At 61.4% G+C, this 21559-nt stretch carries 22 protein-coding genes and 1 tRNA gene; 10 read left to right on the plus strand and 13 right to left on the minus strand.

The features are described from left to right. Positions 1-92 precede the first annotated feature (92 nt). From rsmE to ruvX, 4 genes are all read left to right on the plus strand, one after another. On the plus strand, positions 93-824 hold the full coding sequence (gene rsmE, locus I6L48_RS19035) for a 16S rRNA (uracil(1498)-N(3))-methyltransferase (RefSeq protein WP_010673866.1): 732 nt from the start codon (positions 93-95) through the stop codon (positions 822-824). Between the two features lie 119 nt (positions 825-943). After that, positions 944-1894: a glutathione synthase gene (gene gshB, locus I6L48_RS19040; RefSeq protein ID WP_216987605.1), complete on the plus strand. Its 951-nt coding sequence runs from the start codon at positions 944-946 to the stop codon at positions 1892-1894. Between the two features lie 154 nt (positions 1895-2048). After that, positions 2049-2603 (plus strand): YqgE/AlgH family protein, encoded by a 555-nt coding sequence (locus I6L48_RS19045; protein ID WP_010673864.1) that lies wholly within the window; start codon positions 2049-2051, stop codon positions 2601-2603. An 82-nt stretch (positions 2604-2685) separates the two neighbouring features. Further along, positions 2686-3108, plus strand: coding sequence for a Holliday junction resolvase RuvX (gene ruvX, locus I6L48_RS19050; protein ID WP_010673863.1), 423 nt, complete (start codon positions 2686-2688; stop codon positions 3106-3108). Here ruvX and yidZ read toward each other — a convergent pair. The 4 genes from yidZ to I6L48_RS19070 all read right to left on the minus strand — a co-directional run bounded on the left by yidZ (position 3105) and on the right by I6L48_RS19070 (position 8375). After that, positions 3105-4145, minus strand: coding sequence for an HTH-type transcriptional regulator YidZ (yidZ, locus tag I6L48_RS19055; protein ID WP_069651514.1), 1041 nt, complete (start codon positions 4143-4145; stop codon positions 3105-3107). The genes ruvX and yidZ overlap by 4 nt on opposite strands. A gap of 10 nt (positions 4146-4155) precedes the next feature. After that, complete coding sequence (locus I6L48_RS19060; RefSeq protein ID WP_216987606.1) at positions 4156-5322, minus strand: MdtL family multidrug efflux MFS transporter; 1167 nt, start codon at positions 5320-5322, stop codon at positions 4156-4158. A gap of 291 nt (positions 5323-5613) precedes the next feature. Next, positions 5614-6765 carry a CMY-1/MOX family class C beta-lactamase gene (blaMOX, locus tag I6L48_RS19065; protein ID WP_042880807.1) on the minus strand — a complete coding sequence of 384 codons (1152 nt, stop codon included), beginning with the start codon at positions 6763-6765 and terminating at the stop codon, positions 5614-5616. 179 nt (positions 6766-6944) lie between these two features. Continuing rightward, on the minus strand, positions 6945-8375 hold the full coding sequence (locus I6L48_RS19070) for a sodium:alanine symporter family protein (protein ID WP_042880806.1): 1431 nt from the start codon (positions 8373-8375) through the stop codon (positions 6945-6947). Between the two features lie 724 nt (positions 8376-9099). On the opposite strand from I6L48_RS19070, the gene tal reads away from it, so the two are divergent. Both tal and I6L48_RS19080 read left to right on the plus strand, forming a co-directional pair. Beyond that, positions 9100-10050 carry a transaldolase gene (gene tal, locus I6L48_RS19075; protein WP_042880821.1) on the plus strand — a complete coding sequence of 317 codons (951 nt, stop codon included), beginning with the start codon at positions 9100-9102 and terminating at the stop codon, positions 10048-10050. Positions 10051-10230: 180 nt separating this feature from the next. Continuing rightward, complete coding sequence (locus I6L48_RS19080) at positions 10231-10410, plus strand: DUF3545 family protein (RefSeq protein WP_010673858.1); 180 nt, start codon at positions 10231-10233, stop codon at positions 10408-10410. A gap of 96 nt (positions 10411-10506) precedes the next feature. Here the strand turns inward: I6L48_RS19080 and I6L48_RS19085 are convergent, their stop codons facing one another. Further along, positions 10507-11052: a hemerythrin domain-containing protein gene (locus I6L48_RS19085; RefSeq protein WP_042880804.1), complete on the minus strand. Its 546-nt coding sequence runs from the start codon at positions 11050-11052 to the stop codon at positions 10507-10509. Between the two features lie 160 nt (positions 11053-11212). Further along, a complete protein-coding gene (ung, locus tag I6L48_RS19090; RefSeq protein WP_042880802.1) occupies positions 11213-11893 on the minus strand; it encodes a uracil-DNA glycosylase in 681 nt (226 codons plus the stop codon). 607 nt (positions 11894-12500) lie between these two features. Here ung and grcA point away from each other — a divergent pair. Beyond that, entirely contained in the window at positions 12501-12881 is a 381-nt protein-coding gene (gene grcA / locus I6L48_RS19095; RefSeq protein ID WP_010673855.1) for an autonomous glycyl radical cofactor GrcA, read from the plus strand. Positions 12882-12959: 78 nt separating this feature from the next. On the opposite strand, the gene I6L48_RS19100 is transcribed toward grcA, so the two are convergent. The 7 genes from I6L48_RS19100 to hemA all read right to left on the minus strand — a co-directional run bounded on the left by I6L48_RS19100 (position 12960) and on the right by hemA (position 19868). Next, on the minus strand, positions 12960-14243 hold the full coding sequence (locus I6L48_RS19100; protein ID WP_041212586.1) for a dicarboxylate/amino acid:cation symporter: 1284 nt from the start codon (positions 14241-14243) through the stop codon (positions 12960-12962). Positions 14244-14532: 289 nt separating this feature from the next. Beyond that, positions 14533-15387: a 3-deoxy-8-phosphooctulonate synthase gene (kdsA, locus tag I6L48_RS19105; protein ID WP_039039605.1), complete on the minus strand. Its 855-nt coding sequence runs from the start codon at positions 15385-15387 to the stop codon at positions 14533-14535. Between the two features lie 11 nt (positions 15388-15398). Next, complete coding sequence (locus I6L48_RS19110; protein WP_041212584.1) at positions 15399-16199, minus strand: SirB1 family protein; 801 nt, start codon at positions 16197-16199, stop codon at positions 15399-15401. Positions 16200-16210: 11 nt separating this feature from the next. Next, entirely contained in the window at positions 16211-16594 is a 384-nt protein-coding gene (locus tag I6L48_RS19115; RefSeq protein ID WP_042880800.1) for a SirB2 family protein, read from the minus strand. A gap of 42 nt (positions 16595-16636) precedes the next feature. After that, entirely contained in the window at positions 16637-17470 is an 834-nt protein-coding gene (gene prmC, locus I6L48_RS19120; protein ID WP_216987607.1) for a peptide chain release factor N(5)-glutamine methyltransferase, read from the minus strand. Then, on the minus strand, positions 17470-18558 hold the full coding sequence (gene prfA / locus I6L48_RS19125) for a peptide chain release factor 1 (RefSeq protein ID WP_048207166.1): 1089 nt from the start codon (positions 18556-18558) through the stop codon (positions 17470-17472). The genes prmC and prfA overlap by 1 nt, the downstream gene beginning before the upstream one ends. Before the next feature lie 50 nt (positions 18559-18608). Continuing rightward, a complete protein-coding gene (hemA, locus tag I6L48_RS19130) occupies positions 18609-19868 on the minus strand; it encodes a glutamyl-tRNA reductase (protein WP_216987608.1) in 1260 nt (419 codons plus the stop codon). Positions 19869-19993: 125 nt separating this feature from the next. Between hemA and lolB the strand changes: the two genes are divergently transcribed. From lolB to I6L48_RS19145, 3 genes are all read left to right on the plus strand, one after another. Then, positions 19994-20572 (plus strand): lipoprotein insertase outer membrane protein LolB, encoded by a 579-nt coding sequence (gene lolB, locus I6L48_RS19135; protein WP_216987609.1) that lies wholly within the window; start codon positions 19994-19996, stop codon positions 20570-20572. Further along, on the plus strand, positions 20572-21450 hold the full coding sequence (gene ispE / locus I6L48_RS19140) for a 4-(cytidine 5'-diphospho)-2-C-methyl-D-erythritol kinase (protein ID WP_216988089.1): 879 nt from the start codon (positions 20572-20574) through the stop codon (positions 21448-21450). Before lolB ends, ispE begins: the two co-directional genes overlap by 1 nt. Beyond that, positions 21430-21504: transfer RNA gene (locus I6L48_RS19145), tRNA-Gln, on the plus strand. Before ispE ends, I6L48_RS19145 begins: the two co-directional genes overlap by 21 nt. Positions 21505-21559: the final 55 nt, after the last annotated feature.

The following is a 21559-nucleotide window of genomic DNA, read 5'->3' on the forward strand; positions in this document are numbered from 1 at the left end:
CTGAATCCCTTCACTCTCTGTCTCGCGAGCCTTGCTCGCCGCCGTGCAGTAGGGTATTGAAGGGTTTCCAAGCAAGAGACTGACTATCAGCCATGCGCATTCCACGTATCTATGAACCGGCCAGCCTGCAGGTTGGCCAGACCCTCGCCCTGTCGGAAGACGGTGCCAATCACATCGGCCGCGTGCTGCGCATGCAGCCGGGCCAGCAGCTCGAGCTGTTCAACGGCGACGGCAACCAGTACCCCGCCACCATCGCCAACGTCGGCAAGAAGTCGGTGGAAGTGACCATCGACAGTTGCGAGACCCGCTCGGTGGAGTCCCCCCTTGCCATCCACCTGGGTCAGGTGATCAGCCGCGGCGACAAGATGGACTTCACCATCCAGAAATCCGTGGAGCTCGGCGTCACCTGCATCACGCCCCTCTTCTCCGAGCGCTGCGGCGTCAAGCTGCCCGCCGATCGGCTGGAGAAAAAACGCGAGCAGTGGCAAAAAGTGGTGATCAGCGCCTGCGAGCAGTGCGGCCGCAATACCGTGCCCGAGGTGCGCATGCCGATGGAGCTGGACGCCTGGCTGGCGGAAGAGACCCAGGAGCTCAAGCTCAACCTGCACCCGCGCGCCCCTTACAGCATCAACACCCTGCCCATCCCCGAGCACGGCGTGCGCCTGCTGATCGGCCCGGAAGGGGGCTTGTCCAGCGACGAGATCGCCCGTACCGTGCAGGAAGATTTCAAGGAGATGCTGCTGGGGCCGCGGGTGCTGCGTACCGAAACCGCCGCCCTGACGGCGATTACTGCGCTTCAGTGCCGCTTTGGCGATCTCGCTTGATACTATCTGGCGGTGTCGATAAGCCGTGTGGCGCATCACATCATGGCAGCCTCAAACGGCCGATTACGCTGCGCTAATCGACCCTACAACCCTATCGAGCCATTAGGAAGGAAACTCGGATGACCATTAAACTCGGCATCGTGATGGACCCCATCTCGGCCATCAACATCAAGAAGGACTCCAGCTTCGCCATGCTCGAAGAGGCGCAAAAGCGCGGCTACGAGCTGTTCTATCTGGAGATGAAGGATCTCTACATGGAGGCCGGTCGCGCCTTCGGTACCATGCGTCCGCTCACCGTCAAATATGACTATGCCGACTGGTACACGCTGGGCGAGGTGGTGGATCAGCCGCTCTCCAGCCTGGACGTGATCCTGATGCGCAAGGATCCCCCCTTCGACACCGAGTTCATCTACGCCACCTACATGCTGGAACGGGCCGAGGATGAGGGTTGCCTTATCGTCAACAAGCCCCAGAGCCTGCGCGACGCTAACGAAAAGCTCTACACCGCCTGGTTTGCCGAGCACACCCCGACCACGCTCGTCACTCGCAGAGCAGACAAGCTGCGGGCTTTCCACGCCAAGCACAAGGACGTCATCCTCAAACCGCTCGACGGCATGGGAGGCGCCTCCATCTTCCGCATGAAGGAAGATGACGCCAACGTCGGCGTCATCATCGAGACATTAACCTCTCACGGCAGCCAGTACTGCATGGCGCAGACCTATCTGCCCGCCATCAAGGATGGCGACAAGCGGGTGCTGGTGGTGGACGGTGAACCGGTACCTTACTGCCTGGCCCGCATTCCGGCCCAGGGTGAGACCCGTGGCAACCTGGCGGCCGGCGGCCGTGGTGAGGCGCGCCCCCTGAGTGACGCGGACTGGGCCATCGCCCGCGCGGTAGGCCCGACCCTGAAAGAGAAGGGGCTCATCTTCGTCGGCCTCGACATCATCGGCGATCGCCTGACCGAGATTAACGTCACCAGCCCGACCTGCATCCGCGAGATTGAGGCGGCCTTCGACGCCTCCATCACCGGCATGCTGATGGACGCCATCGAGCGCCGACTGGGCCGCTGACCCCTTCGTTGCCACGGCGAGGAAACACACACAAGGGGCCGTGAAGGCCCCTTTGACTGCCGCCCTCCTGCCGGCAAAAAGCGGTTTTGCCCGCCGCCATCAACTGCCATAATCACCCCAAATACCTTTGCACGCTAAGAGATACATACGCTCCATGCAAACACTGCAAAATCACTTTCTGCTCGCCATGCCGAGCCTCACGGACGCCTATTTCCAGCGCTCCCTGGTCTATCTGTGCGAACACAGCAGCGAAGGCGCCATGGGACTGGTGGTCAACATTCCGGTCGACATGTCCCTGGACGCCATGCTGACCAAGCTCAACCTCAATCCCCCCGCCACCGCCGAGATGAAACAGCCGGTGTTGCAGGGGGGCCCGGTGCACGGGGATCGCGGCTTCGTGCTGCACAGCTTCCGCCCGGGCTTCAACTCCACCCTGCAGGTGAGCGACGAGATGATGGTCACCACCTCCAAGGACATCCTGGAGACCCTGGGCACCGACGAGGCGCCGGACCACTGGCTGGTGGCGCTCGGTTACGCCGGCTGGAGTGCAGGCCAGCTCGAGCAGGAGCTGGTGGATGGCGCCTGGCTGGTGATCCCCCCCAATCCCAAGCTGGTCTTCGATACCCCCATCCACCTGCGCTGGCAGCAAGCCGCCGCGAGCATTGGGGTCAACCCCCTGCACCTCTCCAGCCAGGTGGGCCATAGCTGACACCCCGGCCCTCCCCCACGAGCAGGGGGAGGCAGGGAGGGGGCTTCCCCCTTCATTTATCCATCCATTTCGAGGAGACCCCATGTCATCACGCAGCATCATGGGCTTTGACTACGGCACCAAGAGCATCGGTGTCGCCATCGGCCAGGAGCTCACGGGCAGCGCCCGCCCCCTTCGCTCCCTCAAGGCCAACGACGGCATCCCCAACTGGGACGAGATAGAGAAACTGATCAAGGAGTGGCAACCGGATCTGCTGATCGTCGGTCTGCCGCTCAACATGGATGGCACGGACCAGGAAATCACGGTGCGAGCTCGCAAGTTCGGCAATCGCCTGCACGGCCGCTTCGGCAAGCCGGTGGAGTTCAAGGACGAGCGGCTCACCACCACGGATGCCCGCGCCCGCCTGTTTGAACGTGGCGGCTACAAGGCGCTGGACAAGGGGAGCGTGGACGGCGTCTCCGCCCAGCTCATCGTCGAAGCCTGGATGGAAGAGCAGTACGACTAAACCGGGGAGCCTCCTCCCCCTTGCTTCTCTTTCACCGCCCCGCTCCCCATGGGCCCGCCCCAGGCAAAACGCGTCATCCCCGCCGCGGCCAGGCCATAGAGCCGCCGGATCTCCCCCCGCAACCACATCACCTTGGCATCCTGATTGTGGCGCTTGTGCCACAGCAGGATGAAGGCGATCTCCAGCTGGGCATAGAGAGACTCTTCCAGCGGCAACGGCATGGGGATGAGGTCGGGGTGATGTCTGGCGGCATAGTCCGCGCAATATGAAGGCACCACGGCGATCAGCTCGTGGCTCTTTTGGGCGGCGATGTGCAGCGCCTGCTCGAAGCTCGCCACCATGATGGGCACCTGCCGCCTGTGGCCTTCGTCCTCCAGCAGATCATCCAGTGCCCAGCTGTCGCTGGCCTCCCACACCACGCTCACCTGGGGGCAGGCCAGAAAGCGGGTCAGCGACCACGTCTGCCCGAGCAAGGGGTGATCCTTGCGCAGGAACACCACGGGACGATCGCAGAACAGCACCTCATGATCGATGTAATAGGGCAGCCGGTTGACCCTGGCATGGGAGCGGCCGTGGGTCTCCCGGGCGCAGAAGCCAAGATCCGCCTCCCCGTTGACGATGTCGTTGAGGGAGTGGTGATCCCAGCCCAACATTCTGACCACGGAGTGGGGGTACTTCTGGTAGATGGTCGTGGGCAGCTCGCTCAGGAAGCTGATGCCAAAGGGGGACTCCATCACCAGACTGAAGCGGGCCCCCTCGGGGATCGCCTCGCTGTTGAGGGTGCTGATGCTCTCGGTGAGCTGGAACCAGGTCTTGAGCTCCTCCGCCAGGGTCAGGGAGAGATTGGTCGGCTGCAAACCCTGGCGCACGCGCACGAAGAGGGGATCCCCGAACCAGTCCCGCAGCTTGCCAAGCGCCTTGCTCACCGCCGACGGGGTGACACACAGCTTCTTGGCCGCCCCCGCCACGCTGCGCTCCTGCATCAGGTGCCTGAAGACCACCAGCAGGTTCAAATCGAGTTCACCCAGATTGCGCATCGCGTCTCTCCTATCCCCGAGCCCGGACTCGCCGTACCGCACGCCATGGTAGCAGCACCTTGACCACCAGGTAACCGAGCAGCGCCAGCAGGAGTGCCAGGATCAGCATCCAGAGCGCAGGCATCCCCAGATGGCCCATCCCCCAGATGAAGAGCCCGGACAACCCTATCTGCATGATGCAGAGCAGGGCACTGGCCGATGCCACCTGATCCCTGCACACATCCAGCGCCTCCCCCATCGCCACCCCGAACCCGCAGGAAAACCCGATGCAGACCAGGGCAAACCCCGCCAGGAGCCAGGACAGGCCGCCTTCGGGCCCGCTGCTACACAACAGGGCGAGCAAGGCCAGCAGGTAGGCGAGGTGGGAGAGCGCCAGCACCCTTGCCTTGCCGAGCCAGCGCAGCAGCAAGGGGGTCAGGAAGGAAGCGGACATGCTCACCCCGGCCATCGCCATCATCAGCCGGGTGTACTGCTCGGGAGACAGGCCGAACGTTGTCATCAGGACGAGGGGCGAGACGCTCACATAGACCAGGATGGCGGTCACGCTGGCGCTGGTCAGCAAGGCGCGCTGCATGAAGGGGGCCATGCCCAGCAGGGCCAGCGGCGATGCCCCCGCAGGCAGGCGGGCGGGGCGGGTCTCCTTGAGCAGTCGCAGGTTGACCAGGGCACTGATGGCGGCCACCAGCGCCATGCCCACGAAGATGCCGCGCCACTCGAAGTGCGACAGGATGAGATAACCGAGTACGGGAGCCAGCACCGGAATGACGCAGATCACGCCATTGATGAGGGAGAGGGCCATCGCGAGGCGCGCCTGGCTCAGCACATCCCGCAGCACGGTGAAGGTCATGATGTAGAGCGCTCCAGCGCCCACCCCTTGCCAGAAACGCCCCAGATAAAACTGGGCGATGCCGGTCGCCTCCGCCGCCACCAGGGAAGCGACCACGAAGATGAGAGCGCCCCCCAGCACCACGGGGCGCCTGCCATGGCGATCCGCCAGCATGCCCCCCGGCAGCACGGTAGCCGCCATGCCCAGCAGATAGATGGAAAAAGCGGTGTGGATCTGCGCCTCGCTCCCCTGCAGGGTTTGCGCAATGCGGGGGACGGCCACCAGATAGAGATCGATCCCGAGGGGATAGAGGATGATCATCAGAAAAGTACACAGCAGAAACATACCCATGAAGGCTCCATATCAGCAGGTTTCACCATCACAGGTGCGCTGTCAGCGAGATTGACAACTCAATCCTGCAAAAGCAGAGGAAGATGCCGGGCACTATAGAGCGGGCGGCCTGCCGGGGCCTAGTGACGAGATGGCACTCGGTGGATGCCAATCCGGACATCTCCCGCAGGAGAGGCCCGGATTGGCATGCTCATCGCCCCCCCCCTGCCAGGTCGCGCTTGAGGGGTCGGGTCCGAGGTAACGGGCACGCCGCGATGCGACGTGCCCTCAAGGCTCAGCGAAGGCGCACCATTACCTGACCAGTTGCGTCAGGATGGCGTGGGCCGCCTTGATGCGCGCCTCGTTGGGGTAGTTGCGATTGGCCAGCATGACGATGCCGATCCCTTTGGCCGGCACGAAAGCCACATAGGCCCCGAAGCCGTTGGTCGAGCCGGTCTTGTTGAAGAGCACAGGGTGCCCTGTTGCAGCGGGCGCGGGCGCCGCCGGGTTGGCATTGTAAATCATCGCCGGGGAGTTGCCCGCCAGCAGCGTCTGCTCGCTGACGGGATAGGCGTAACGCTCCCAGCCCAGTCCCTGGGTCATCTCCCCCACCGCATACTGGCCCTGGTGAGTCAGGTCGATGGCCTGCTGCATGGCCGCATTATCCACCCCGCTGATGTTCGCCTTCACAAAGCGCAGCAGATCCGCCGAGCTGGTCTTGATGCCGTAGGCCTCGTCCGCCAGCATGCCGGGAGTGACGCGGATGGGCTTGTCCTCCTTCGAGTAGCCGTAGGCGTAGTGCCCCATGGCCTGCTCGGGCACATTGAGGTAGGTATGGTACAGGCCAAGCCCCGGCAGGATCGTCTGCTCCATCAGGCGATCGAACGGCTGCTTCATGCTGCTCGCCGCCAGATAGCCAAAGAGCCCGATGCTGGGGTTGGCGTACTGGCGATGGGAACCCGGCGAGTAGGCTGGGGTCCACTGGCGGTAGTAGGCTTGCATCTTCTCGAGCGAATCCACCTCCTCGGGGAATTGCAGCGGCAAGCCGCCCGCGCTGTAGGTAGCCAGCTCCCCCATGGTGATGTTGTCAAAGGCGGATCCCTTGAGCCAGGGGGCGAACAGACTCGCCTTGTCATCGAGCTCGAAGCCCCCCTGCACCACGGCGTAGGCCCCCAGCGTCGCGGTCAGGGTCTTGCTCACGGAGCCTATCTCGAACAGGGTCTGCTCGCTCACACCGACCGCGCGCTCCCGATCGGCCACACCGTAGTTGAAATAGTGGGCCTTGCCATCCTTGAGCACGGCCACCGCCATGCCCGGGATCCTGTGCTCCTTGAGTAGCGGCCGGATGCTGGCATCCACCACGGGGCGCAGGGGATCGGTCGCCGCCTTGTCACCGGCATGAGCCAGACCGGCCCACATCAGGGTGGCCAGAGCGCCCCACAAGATGGATTGTCGTTGTTGCATTGCATGTCTCCTGACTGTCGTTAGCAAGGTATCGCCATGGCGGCGAGTGATGAACCCAGCATAGTCCCGCGAGGTGTGCTGCCGATGAGGCTCTGTGAAGTCAGTGTGAAGCCGCCCCCTCTTTTTACCCATGAAAAAGGGGAGCCATGGCTCCCCTTCAATCACCTTGCAACGCAGGCTTATTTCTTGCCCGGGTTGTCCCAGATCCCCTCTTCCAGCTGGCTGCGCAGCTCGGGGTATTTGTTGGCATCGAAGGTCGGCACGCGGCCCACCTTGAGCTGGTCGTTGTAGTCCTTGGCCAGCTTGATGGCGACGCCGGAGAGCAGCAGGATGGCCACCAGGTTGACGATGGCCATCAGCCCCATGGAGACATCCGCCAGAGCCCACACGGTCGGCAGTTCGCCCACGGAGCCGAACATCACCATGCCCAGCACGAACATCCGGAACAGCATCAGGCCACCCTTGTGGTTGTGCTCGAGGAACACCAGGTTGGTCTCCGCATAGGAGTAGTTCGCCACGATGGAGGTGAAGGCGAAGAAGAAGATGGCCGCTGCGATGAAGATGTTGCCACCGCCGCCCACCTGGGAGGAGAGCGCGCGCTGGGTCAGCTCGACACCGGTCACGCCGGAGCCCGGCTCGAACTGGCCGGACATCAGGATGATGGCGGCAGTACAGGTACAGATGACGATGGTATCGAGGAAGACCCCCAGCATCTGCACATAACCCTGGGAGGCCGGGTGCGGCGGATAGGGGGTGGCGGTGGCGGCAGCGTTGGGGGCAGAGCCCATGCCCGCCTCGTTGGAGAAGAGGCCGCGCTTGATGCCGTTGATCATCGCCTGGGAGATGGCATAGCCCATGGCGCCGGAACCTGCCTGCTCGATGCCGAACGCAGACTTGATGATGAGGGCGAAGATACTCGGCAGCTCGCTGATGTTCATGAACACCACGAACAGCGCCATCAGGATGTAGGCCAGTGCCATGAAGGGCACCACCAGCTCGGCAAAGCGGGCGATGCCACGAATGCCGCCGAAGATGATGAGACCGGAGAGCACCACCAGGGCAAGACCGCTCACCCAGTCAGGGATGCCGAAGGCGACGTTCATGGCCAGGCTGATGGAGTTGGCCTGCACCGCGTTGAACACCAGACCGAAGGCCAGCAGCAGGCAGAGTGAGAAGACCACTCCCATCCAGCGCATGCCGAGGCCGCGCTCCATGTAGTAGGCGGGACCGCCCCGGTAGTTGCCATCCTCATCCTTGACCTTGTAGAGCTGGGCCAGGGTGCTCTCCACGAAGGCGGTGGCCATGCCGATGAAGGCGATCAGCCACATCCAGAAGACGGCGCCAGGGCCACCCAGATAGATGGCGACGGCCACACCGGCCAGATTGCCCGTCCCGACGCGTGCCGCCAGGCTGGTACACAGAGCCTGGAAGGAGGAGATGCCGGCGCTGTCGGATTTGCGACTGTTGCGCAGGACCGAGAACATGTGGCCGAAGTGGCGGATCTGGATAAAGCCCAGGCGGAAGGTAAAGAAGATACCGACCCCGATCAGCAGGTAAATGAGCACGGCTCCCCACATCAGGTCGTTAATCATTGCAATCAAGGTGTCCATAATTCTCTCGTTGTTATCACATCCATGGCCAGTCTGCGCTGACCGCTCTCTGTCAATTTCCGAACCAGCATTGCGCCGAAGGGGCGGAATCTAGCATAGCGAGGGAATTCAGAATAGTGACAGGGCTCACTGGGGAGACAAAAAACGAGCAATTTGATGCAAAAAAGCTTCATTTAGCACGCAATAAATCAACAAAAATTGATGTGCAACCCAGCCCCTCACAAATTAGAGCCAATAGAGAACCATTTTACAACTCATCCCATGGGGGTAAAAACCGCTGTGTGAAACGACATCAGGGAGACAAGCGTTTGCCTCTCATGCCTCATCGGCAAGGGGTTGTAACGCAAAACGTTTTACACGTAATTAAATTTCAAGTAGCTGACAGAACTATTTATGTGACCTCCCGCACAAATTCATGAATCCACCAAAATAATTGCGCTTTTCCATGTCGGAGCCAGCCGCCACACCATGAATAAAACTCGTTTTTTATCAAACACTTTCACCAGACAGCCGGTACCGCTTTCACCACCTGGCTGATTCGCATACAAGCCCCCCTATTGCAGGATGCGCCACATCCGTATTAATTAGGCAGGCAATGACGATGGGGCCTGCCCATCGCCCCTTTCTGAGCCTGAGCCGCCGGGATCTTGTAATTTAATTTCAGAACTGCCGTCTCATGCCCACCACCCTGGGATTGCTCCCTCATAAAGAGATGATATTTGCCATGGCCGATAAATTGACCCAGCTGAAAGCCCTGACCACAGTGGTTGCCGATACCGGCGACATCGAAGCCATCAAGCGCTACCAGCCCATCGATGCCACCACCAACCCCTCTCTGGTACTCAAGGCCTCCGAGATCCCCGAGTACGCAGCCTTGATCCAGGACGCCATTGCCTGGGCCAGATCCCAGAGCCAGGACAAGGCACAGCAAATCATCGACGCAGGCGACAAGCTGGCGGTCAACATCGGCCTAGAAGTGCTGAAAATCGTCCCGGGCCGCATCTCCACCGAAGTGGACGCCCGCCTCTCCTTCGACACAGACGCCAGCATCGCCAAGGCCCGCAAGCTGATCCGCCTCTACAACGAAGCCGGCATCAGCAATGATCGCATCCTGATCAAGCTGGCCTCTACCTGGGAAGGGATCCGTGCCGCCGAGGTGCTGGAGAAAGAGGGTATCCAGTGCAACCTGACCCTGCTGTTCTCCTTCGCCCAGGCTCGTGCCTGTGCCGAAGCCGGCGCCTTCCTCATCTCCCCCTTCGTGGGCCGCATCCTCGACTGGTACAAGGCCAAGAACGGCCGTGACTACACCGCCAGTGAAGATCCGGGCGTAGTCTCCGTCACCGCCATCTACAACTACTACAAGCAGCACGACTACCCGACCGTGGTCATGGGCGCGAGCTTCCGCAACACCGGCGAAATCCTGGAACTGGCCGGCTGCGACCGCCTGACCATTGGCCCCGCTTTGCTGGAAGAGCTGAGCAAGACCGAAGGCACCGTGGTGCGCAAGCTGGACTACACCGGCGAGCGCACAGCCAAACCGGCCCCGATGACCGAAGCCGAGTTCCGCTGGGAGCTGAACCAGGACGCCATGGCCGTCGAGAAACTGGGGGAAGGCATCCGCCTGTTCGCCATCGACCAGGGCAAGCTGGAAACCATGCTGGCAAGCCACCTGTAAGGCCGCTCGCCACACTGCGCTCACAGAGCGAAGTGACGCCGCAAAAACCGGGCTCCCGAAAGGGCAGCCCGGTTTTTTTGTGCCTGTTTCCGGTTGTCACAACTTCGTCATAAAAACGTTTTATTTTCAAAGGCGTCGTGTTATACGGATGGTGAAAACCATAAAACCAAGGAGGGAGCCATGGACATGTTCAACTTCGATTTTGACGAGGTCGTTGAGCTGGGTTCACGTAGCCGCGGGACAACGGGAAAAAAACGCAAATGGCGTGAGATTGAGGCGCTTAAAGACAAGCACCGCCTGCAAAAGGAGCTGCAGGCCATCGACATCGCCTATGAAGGATCGGACGACCTGGAGCTCTGATACGCCCACGCCGCCCATGTTTCACTCCAGCGAGTGGAGCCATAAAAACAGCGCCCCGGATTGACCGGGGCGCTGTTTTTATGGGTGAACCTCCTGTCAGGCTGCAGGCAGCGAGAGCTGTTTGGCCAGCGCCTGGAAGTGCTGGCTCACCTCCGCCCCGAACAGGGGATCATTGATGGCCCGGTTCTGCCAGAGCTGTTCGAGATGACGCCAGTCATCCTCGGTCAGGGAGTCGCGCAGATGGGGGAAGATGACCCCTTCCTCATAGTTCATGTGCGCCTCCTGCTGCTCGATGAACTGCTCCAACCTGGCGGTGAACTGATCCAGCGGGATGACCGCATCCATCAGGATCATCTCCACCATCTCCTTGAGCTCGGTCCCTGCATCCAGCAGACGGGCGTGCTCCTCGTGCAGCCGGTTGGCCACCTCCCCCTCCACCACCCTGTATTTCAGGTAGTAGTCATAAATCATGTCTTCCTTCGGGTGGTGGTACTTGTCGGATACCTCGCGCAGATAATCCACCACATCCCGCAGCAGGAAGTAGCTCACCGGCTGCTCATTGCGAATGGCCGCCAGCTTTTGCTTGAGCAGCGTCAGCAACCGGGTGATGTTGAGGTGGTCCTTATGCAGACTGGATAACATGGGCACTCCTTGCACTGAAATGAGAAAACGTCTGTCTCGAGTATACGGTCATTTATTGCCTGAACTTTGCACTCAATCAAGTCGGATGCAGACAGCGGCTGCACCAGCCTCTCACCACAGGGGGCACAGGGGACACCATTTCCCCTGTGCATTTACGGCGTCAGGCCGCCGGATCGGCGCAGACCGAGAGCCAGTCGATGGGACTGCGTCCCTGCAGGACCAACAGGCGATTGGCCTCGGAGAAGTGGCCGCAACCGATGAAACCGCGATGGGCAGAGAGCGGGCTGGGATGGGGGGCGCTCAGCACATGGTGGCGCGACCGGTCGATGAAGCGCCCTTTCTTCTGGGCATGAGCGCCCCACAGCAGGAAGACGACTCCCTGGCAATGGGCATTGATCCGCTCGATGACTCGATCGGTAAAGGTCTCCCACCCCAGGTGGGCATGGGAGTGGGCCTGGCCCGCCTGGACCGTCAGCACCGTATTGAGCAGCAGCACTCCCTGTCTGGCCCAGGATTCCAGGAAGCCGTGATGGGGTGTGACAAAACCCGGCAGATCCCGCTGCATCTCCTTGTAGATGTTGACGAGGGACGGCGGCGTGCGCACTCCGGGCAAGACGGAGAAACAGAGGCCGTGCGCCTGGTCCGGGCCGTGATAGGGATCCTGCCCCAGGATCACCACCTTGACGTCATCCAGCTCGGTCAGTTTGAAGGCATTGAAGACCTCGGTCGCCGGGGGATAGATCACCTTGCCCGCCTCCCGCTCGGCCCTGACGGTGGCCAGGGTGTCCATGAAATACGCCTGCTCTTTCTCCGAACCAATCACATCTTTCCAGGTCAGCACACCCGTCTCCTCTCGTTGCGAATCCACTCCTTCCATCCTGGCTGGCATGCCAGCCTCTCCCCACTCCCCGCCTTCTGTCCAGCTTGGCACCGCTATCTCCTCGGTCAATAGAGCAAGGGGCTCAGGATAGAGTCCTCGCCCCCAAGACGCAACCGCATGGAGGTCAGGCTCAGCCTTGCCAGCCTGGGAAGCGGCGGCGGCGTTCACGGGCAATGACCGAGGCTGCGTCGACACAGGAATAACAGGGCGTCCTTCGGACAGGCCTCTGGGCAGGCCGGTTTTCGCTGACGCCAGAAATAAACCCCAAAGGTGTAGTTAAATTACTGGATATGAATAATAAAAAATGCATAATTCATATATCTTACAAAAACAGAAAAATGATCTGTTTTTGATTCAACTCAATGATTTAATCCCTTTCAATGCGCGCAAAATGGTGTTTTATTGATTTGGATCAATTTTCGTAATATTACCGTCGTGGTATATATGGCCCCAACGAAGTAAAGGTGTAAGGCAAGGCCCCGTTAAATCATTCCTTCCAAGAGGTGGTTTAAAAACATCAGGGTAATGTGCTTACCGTTGAATCCGCTTTCCTATGAGGAGTCATACCATGATCAAGGGCATCCAAATCACCCAGTCCGCCAACGCCGCTCTGCTGAACTCTTTCTGGCTGCTGGACGAAGAGAAACAACAGGCTCGCTGCATCTGCGCCAAGGGCGACAGCTTTGCCGCCGATCAGGAAGTCAGCCTCTCCGACCTGGGTCAATTCGAATACCGTGAACTGCCGGTTCAGCAAGAGCCTGTGGTCGAAGGGGGTCAGCACCTGAACGTCAACGTACTGCGCCGCGAAACCCTGGAAGACGCCATCGCCAACCCGGAAAAATACCCGCAGCTCACCATCCGCGTCTCCGGTTACGCCGTGCGTTTCAACGCCCTGACCCCGGAGCAGCAGCGTGACGTGGTCACCCGCACCTTCACCCAGAGCCTGTAAGGCGCCCTGCGTAAAGAGATAAAAAACGGCCCCCTCGGGCCGTTTTTTCATGGGTGATGATCGCCGCCGGAACCTGGGTCAGCTTCGCAGGTCCACCGGCCTTGCCACCACGGGTTTCGCCAGGGCGTCCTGCATGGTGGCCTCGTCGAGCTGATCGCAGTAACGGGCCACCACCAGGGTCGCCACCCCGTTGCCGATGAGGTTGGTCAGGGCGCGCGCCTCCGACATGAAGCGATCAATCCCGAGGATCAGCGCCAGCCCGGCCAGCGGCAGATGCCCTACCGCCGAGATGGTGGCTGCCAGCACGATGAAGCCACTCCCCGTGACTCCGGCCGCCCCCTTGGAGGAGATAAGCAGCACTACCAGCAGGGTGAGCTGATGGAACAGGTCCAGCGGGGTGTTGGTCGCCTGGGCGATGAAGACGGCTGCCATGGTCAGATAGATGGAGGTGCCGTCCAGGTTGAATGAGTAACCGGTCGGGATCACCAGACCCACCACCGATTTCTTGCAGCCCAGCGCCTCCATTTTCACCAGCATGCGCGGCAATACGGATTCCGACGAGGATGTTCCCAGCACGATCAACAGCTCTTCCCGGATATAGGCAATAAAGCGCACAATGCTGAAGCCATTGGCTTTGGCGATACTGCCGAGCACCAGAAAAATAAACAGCAGGCAGGTCAGATAGAAGCTAGCAATTAATTGCCCCAGCTGAACCAAAGAACCAATACCGTATTTCCCTATGGTGAATGCCATGGCACCAAATGCCCCGATCGGCGCCAGTTTCATGATCATGTTGATGATGCCGAAAATAACCTGGGAGAAACCATCGATGATATTGAAGATGGGTTTTCCCTTCTCCCCGATATGATGCAGGGAAAATCCGAACAGGACGGCAAACAGCAACACCTGGAGTATATTGCCGCCGGCAAAGGCACCGATGACGCTGGCCGGTATCACATCCAGCAGGAAGGGAATTATCCCCTGGGACTGGGCCTGATCCGCATAGACGGAGATGGCGCTGGCGTCGAGTGAGGAGGGATCCACGTTCATACCGGCCCCGGGCTGCAGCACGTTGACCACGCACAGACCGATGATCAGGGCCAGGGTGCTCACCACTTCAAAATAGATCAGCGCAATGGCACCGGTTTTGCCCACCGCCTTCATGCTTTCCATGCCGGCAATGCCGGTGACCACGGTACAGAAAATGACGGGGGCGATGATCATCTTGATTAATTTAACGAAGCCATCACCAAGGGGTTTCATATCTGCGCCCAGACTCGGATAGACATGTCCCAGACATATTCCGATGGTGATTGCCAATATCACCTGAAAATAGAGGCTACTGACAATTTTCTTGTGCATGTTCAACGTCCTGTTAATAAGTGTGACTCCACTGACAGCAAATAACGCATGCAGCAGTCTGCGGCGAGAAATAGGGTTATCTCACCCGCTTCATACCTTTTTGCCATCCTGACGGTCGCTACTTTTGCATGTCATAAGAAGCAAATAAGAGACATCAATCACACAATATATTTAACATCATTAACACCACGGAAACATGGTCGCAATGGACGCCGAAGAGCACCAAATGAAAATGACGGAAATAAAAATGCCCCGCATGGCGGGGCATTTTTGATAGTAAAAATCGCGATCAGGCGGAGGTATCGAGGGGCTCGAAGCCCTTGACGAGATCGTCGATGGCCTTCATCTGCTTGAGGAAGCCTTCCAGCTTCTCCAGCGGCAGGGCGCTCGGGCCGTCGCAGCGGGCAATTTTCGGATCCGGGTGGGATTCGATAAAGAGACCGGCCAGGCCCACCGCCATGCCGGCACGGGCCAGCTCGGTCACCTGCTCGCGGCGACCACCGGAGGCCGCTCCCAGGGGATCACGGCACTGCAGGGAGTGGGTGACGTCAAAGATGACCGGATAGCCGCCGGTGCTCTTCTTCATGACGCCCAGGCCCAGCATGTCCACCACCAGGTTGTCATAGCCGAAGTTGGCACCGCGCTCGCAGAGGATCAGGCGATCGTTGCCACACTCCTCGAACTTGTCGGTGATGTTCTTCATCTGGCTTGGGCTCAGGAATTGCGGCTTCTTGATGTTGATGACGTTGCCGGTGCGGGCCATGGCCTCCACCAGATCGGTCTGGCGCGCCAGGAAGGCGGGCAGCTGGATGACGTCGACCACCTCGGCGACCGGTTTGGCCTGATGGGGCTCATGCAGATCGGAGATCACCGGCATGCCGAAGGTCGCTTTCAGCTCCTGGAAGATCTTCATCCCCTCTTCCAGACCCGGGCCGCGATAGGAGTGGATGGAGGAGCGGTTGGCCTTGTCCCAGCTCGCCTTGAACACGAACGGGATGCCGAGCTTGCTGGTCACTTCCACGTACTTCTCGCACACCGCCATCGCCATGTCGCGGGATTCCAGCACGTTCATGCCGCCGAACAGCACGAAAGGTTTGTCGTTGGCGACGTCGATCTGGTTGACCTTGATATTCTTCTGTTCCATCTCAGGGATCCTTAATGGAGGGGTTTGGGACTGAGGTCCAGGGTGGCCAGCTGGGTTTTCAGCACATCGGCCACGGGATCATCAGGGCATTGTTCAATAAAGTATTCGAAATCGTCGGCGGCAAAGCGCGGGCAATCGAGTTGCTCATAGATGAAGCCCCGATCCCGCGTCTCCAGCGGATCGCCGGGCTTCATGCGCAGCAGCAGCTCGCTGCAGCGCAACGCCTCCGTCATGCGCTCCTCGCGCAGCAGGGCGCCCTTGCTGACATTGAGCAAGCGCTCGATGATCTCCCACTGCCCCGATGGCTGCAGATGATCATCGCTCAGACTCGCCAGGTTGCCGAGGGCACCGCGCAGCAGCAGTTCGATGCGGTGCCGGCTCAGTTCATCACCGTTGAAGGGGTCCACATAGACCTCCCCGTCCAGACCGGCAAAACTCAGGAGGAAATGGCCGGGGAAGCAGATCCCCTCCACATCCAGACCTATCTTGCGACCCAGCTGGATGAGGAGGATGCCGAGACTGACCGGGATCCCCTTGCGCCTTGCCAGCACCTGGTCCAGATCGCAGTTGGCGGACGAGAAGTAATCCTGCCAGTCGCCACGAAAGCCCAGGGTCTGGTAGAAACCCTGCAACAGCTGACGGCGCACCTCGTCGCAGTCTCCCTCGGCAATCGTCTCGTCCAGCCAGGCATCGAGGCGGGCAAGCTCGGCCTCTCCCGTGCCGCCATGGCCCCGGATCTCGTCGCTCACCGACAGCGCCAGCTCGGCCAGATCGTGAGCCTCGAAGTCGGTCCACTCATCCACACGTATCATCGTCATCCTTCCTAGCCGAACAGGCTGGCCTGCTTTTGCACCGCAAGCTTGGCGATAAAGAAGATCCACCCCAGTGCGCCCAGGAAGGCAAACCAGCGGATGCCGTTGCTGCGGGCCAGGCGCAGCGCCATCATGGCCAGAAACGCCACCACCAGGATGGACGTCAGCTTCTCGGCCAGCCAGGGGATGGCGTTGTTGAGGGGGTTAAGACCCAGCACCATGCAGAGCAGCGCACCGGAGAGCACCACCAGGCCGTTGAGCCAGCCGCTGATCTTGAGGGTGCGGGCGCCCCCTGCCAGCGCGGAGCCGGTCTGCAACCAGTAAAAGCGCAGGATAAACATCAGCACGGCCCCGGCAATCAGGGTGAGGTGCAGATGCTTGAGAACAACATACATAAGATTTCCTTGAACAAGGGCAGACCGGGCCCGCCCGTCATATCACTGAGCCAGGCGCCCCAGGGTCACCCGCTCGTTATCGCCGTAATCGCGCACGGTTTCCACCTGGACGTAGCCTTGTTGCAGCAGGAGTTGACGCACCGCCTCCCCCTGATCCCAGCCGTGTTCCAGCAACAGCCAGCCACCAGGCACCAGATAGGCGGGCGCCTGGGTGACGATGAGGCGGATATCCGCCAGCCCCTGCTCCTCCGCCACCAGGGCGGAGCGCGGCTCGAAGCGCACGTCCCCCTCGTGAAGATGGGGGTCCGTCCCGTCGATGTAAGGCGGGTTGGAGACGATCATCGCAAAACGCGGTGCATCCGAGAGCGGCGCAAACCAGCTGCCGTCGCGCACCTCGATGGGCAACCCCAGGGCTGCGCTGTTGGTGCGGGCCAACGCGGCCGCGGCCGGCATCCTGTCCACCGCCCATACATCGGCATCCGGTCGCTCAGACTTGAGCGCAAGGGCGATGGCACCGGTGCCCGTGCCCAGATCCAGCAGGGCGCAGGGGCTGCCCGGCAGGCGGGCCAGCGCCTGTTCCACCAGCACCTCGGTATCGGGGCGCGGGATCAAGGTGGCCGGGCTCACTTTCAGCGGCAGCGACCAGAACTCCCGCTCACCGATGAGGTGGGCAATGGGCTCACCATTGAGGCGACGGGCAAGCCAGCCCGCCAGGGTCGCCTGCTGGGCGGCATCGAGCTCGTGCTCCGGCCAGGTCATCAGATAACTGCGCCGACAATCCAGCAGATGACAGAGCAGGGCATCGGCGTCGGCACGGGGGGATTCCCCGGAGGCCAGGGTCGCCATGATATGGGCGCGGGCCTGCTGGATCTGCATCAGTTGCTCTCGGCCAGGGAGGCGAGCTGATCCGCCTGATACTCCTGCACCAGGGGGGTGATCACGCAGTCCAGATCCCCTTCCAGGATGTCGCCCAGACGATAGAGGGTGAGGTTGATCCGGTGCTCGGAGAGACGCCCCTGGGGATAGTTGTAGGTGCGGATGCGCTCGGAGCGATCCCCGGAGCCCACCAGGTTGCGGCGGGTACTCTGCTCGGCGGCGCGGTGGCGTTCGTCCTCGGCCGCCTGCAGGCGGGCGGAGAGCACCGACATCGCCTTGGCGCGGTTCTTGTGCTGGGAGCGCTCGTCCTGGCACTCCACCACCAGCCCGGTGGGCAGGTGGGTGATGCGGATGGCGGAGTCGGTCTTGTTGACGTGCTGGCCGCCGGCACCGGAAGCGCGGAAGGTGTCGATCTTCAGCTCGGAGGGGTTGATCTCCACCTGCTCGGCTTCCGGCACTTCCGGCAGCACGGCCACGGTACAGGCGGAGGTGTGCACCCGGCCCTGGGATTCGGTCTCGGGGACTCGCTGCACCCGGTGGCCGCCGGACTCGAACTTGAGGCGGCCGTAGACGTGCTCGCCGTCCACCTTGGCGATCACCTCCTTGTAGCCGCCGTGTTCGCCGTCATTGCAGCTGACGATGGAGACACGCCACCCCTGACGCTCGGCGTAGCGGGAGTACATGCGGAACAGATCCCCCGCGAAAATGGCCGCCTCGTCGCCACCGGCACCGGCACGGATCTCCAGATAGCAGTTGTTGTCATCCTTGGGGTCGCGCGGCAACAGCATCACCTGAAGCGCCTGCTCCTGCTCCTCGAAGGTCGCCTTGGCGAGCGGCAGTTCCTCCTGCGCCATCTCCCGCAACTCGGCATCCTCTTCCTCCAGCATCAGCCGGGTGGTCTCGAGGTTCTCTTCGGCCTGGCGGAAACGCTGGAAGGCGTGAACGATATCTTCCAGCTGGGCGTATTCCCGGGTCAGGGCGCGGTATCTGTCCTGATCCGAGGCGACCCCGGGCTCCCCGAGCAGGGCCTGTACTTCTTCATGGCGCTCGATGAGGCCTTCCAGCTTTCTGATCAATGAGGGGTTCATGACTCTTGGATTCTCGATGGAGGACGGGACGGCAAAGGGCCGTCCCAACACTATGATTCTTGTGACAATCCCAGCACCTGACGCAGTTGGGCCAGTTTGTGACTGTCCCCCTGGGCGGCGGCCTGGCGCAGGGCCTGGGTCGGTGCGTGGATCAGCTTGTTGGTGAGGCGATGGGCCATGGCCTTGAGCGCCTGCTCGGCATTTTCACCCTGTTGCAGGGCCAGCAAGGCCCGCTGCAACTCTTCGTCGGCGACCTGCTGTGACTGATGGCGATAATCGCGAATGAGATCCACCGAGTGCTGGCTGCGATACCAGCCCATGAACTCGTCGCGCTCTTCCTGCACGATGAGTTCCGCCTCGGCGGCCGCCCGCTTGCGGGTCTCCAGGTTCTGCTCGATGATGCCCTGCAGATCGTCCACCGTGTAGAGATAGGCATCGGAGAGCTCGTCCACCTCGGCTTCGATGTCGCGGGGCACGGCGATATCCACCAGGAACATGGGCTTGAAGCGACGCGCCTTGAGCGCCCGCTCCACCATGCCCTTGCCGATGATGGGCAGGGGGCTTGCCGTGGAGCTGATGACGATGTCCGCCTCGTGCAGGTAGTCCGGGATCTCCTCCAGAGTCATTACCTGGGCACCGAACTCCTCTGCCAGCAACTGGGCCCGTTGCAGGGTCCGGTTCGCCACCATCATCCGGGTCACGCTCTGCTCGCGCAGGTGGCGGGCCACCAGTTCGATGGTTTCGCCGGCGCCCACCAGCAGCACCTTGGTCTGGGAGAGATCGGAGAAGATACGGCGGGCCAGGCTCACGGCGGCGAAGGCCACCGACACCGCGCTGGCGCCGATCTCGGTGTCAGTGCGCACCCGTTTGGCCACCGAGAAGGATTTCTGGAACAGGCGCTCCAGGGATCCTTTCACCGCATCCGCCTGCTGGGCGTGGGCGTAGGATTGCTTGATCTGCCCCAGGATCTGCGGCTCCCCGAGCACCAGGGAGTCGAGGCCGCAGGCCACCCGCATCAGGTGTCGCACCGCTTCCTCGTCCTGGTGCCGGTAGATGGCGGAGAGCACCTCGCTCGCCTCCAGCCCGTGGAACCGCTGCAACCAGTTCAGCACCTGCTCCCCTTGCCCCTGCTCCAGACTGCAATAGAGCTCGGTGCGGTTGCAGGTGGAGACAATCACCGCCTCGCTGACGCCAGGCTGCTCCACCAGCTCACGCAGGGCGCGATCGATGCGGCCCGGGCCAAAGGCGACCCGCTCCCGCAAGGCGACACTGGCGGTGTTGTGGTTGATTCCGAGGGCAAGCAGACTCATGGGTGGGTGATGATCGTTTCATGCACAGGGTGTAGAGGCCGACAATTGTACGAGAAAGGGTAAGTCTTTAAAAGCAATACGGCCGCCCCTTATACTGTCGCAAACCTCATCTGCGGAGCTCCACCTTGTTGTTGCGTATCTTCTCCCTCGCCTGCCTGCTGGTGCTGGCGGGCTGTACCACCACCCAACCCCAGCGGGATCAGGTCAACTGGCAGCAGGAGCGCGCCCGCCTCGAACGCCTCACACACTGGCAGTTGTCGGGCAAGATGGCCATCATCACCACCCGCCAGAAGGGCAGCGCCCGCCTCAACTGGCAGCAAAACGGCGACGACTATCGCCTCAACCTCACCAGCCTCATCGGCACCCATATTCTGGAACTCTCCCGCACCGGCGGCGAGGTGACTCTGCTCGACAACGATGGAAAACAGCACCAGAGCCAGGATGCCGAGCTCCTGGTCTATCAGCTCACCGGCTGGCACATTCCGGTGGCCGGACTGCCTGAGTGGATCAAGGGATTGCCGGGGCAGGCCGAATTCGAGCTCAACCCCGATGCCAGCCTCGCCAGCGTGCGCGACGGCCAGTGGCAGATCGTCTACGGGGACTATCGGGATCAGGACGGCTATCGCCTGCCCCACCTGCTCACCATGACCGGGCAGGAGAGCCGTCTCAAGCTGCAGATCAACGAGTGGACCCTGGCACCATGATGCACGACCAGGCGCCGATCCGCTGGCCCGCCCCGGCCAAGCTCAACCTCTTCCTGCACGTCAACGGCCGCCGCCCCGATGGCTACCACGAACTGCAGACCCTCTTCATCTTCCTCAACCACGGCGACTGGCTCGAATTCGAGCCGATCCCCGGCAGCGACCAGCTCACCTTGAGCCCGGCCATTCCCGGCGTGCCCGATGAACAAAACCTCATCATCCGGGCTGCGCGACTGTTGCAGAGCCGGTTGGCCAGTCCGCAGGGAGCCCATATCCGGCTGGAGAAGGTACTGCCCATGGGCGGTGGCATCGGGGGCGGCTCGTCGGACGCGGCCACCACCCTCGTGGCCCTGAACCACCTCTGGCAAGCCGGCTTGAGTGAAGACGAGCTGGCCGAGCTCGGCGTGCAGCTGGGCGCCGACGTGCCGGTGTTCGTGCGGGGCAAGGCCGCCTTCGCAGAGGGCGTGGGGGAGCGGTTGCAACCGGTCGAGGTGCCGGATGCCTGGTACCTGGTACTCAAGCCCGATTGCCATGTGGCCACCGCCGCCGTGTTCCAGGATCCCGACCTGCCCCGCAACACCCCCAAGATGACCCTGGACAATCTGCTGGCAGGAGAGTGGAAAAACGATTGCGAACTGCTGGTGAAAAAGCGCCACCCCGAGGTTGCCAATGCGCTCGGCTGGTTGCTAGAATACGCGCCGTCAAGAATGACGGGCACTGGCGCCTGCGTCTTTGCTCGATTTGAAGACGAAATGGCTGCTCGGAAGGCGTTGGCAATAGTGCCGGAAGGCTGGGATGGGTTTGTCGCCAAGGGCGAGAACATATCACCACTCTTCGTCACTTTGCAACAAGTGAGTGATTGGGGTATCGCCAAGCGGTAAGGCAGCGGGTTTTGATCTCGCCATTCCTAGGTTCGAATCCTAGTACCCCAGCCAACTCTCTCCTTGTTGAGGCCGCATCGGGAGGTGTTGACCTCGTCGATGTGTCTTG

Origin of the sequence: Aeromonas sp. FDAARGOS 1418, from assembly GCF_019048585.1 — a bacterium.
Lineage (GTDB): Bacteria > Pseudomonadota > Gammaproteobacteria > Enterobacterales > Aeromonadaceae > Aeromonas > Aeromonas caviae.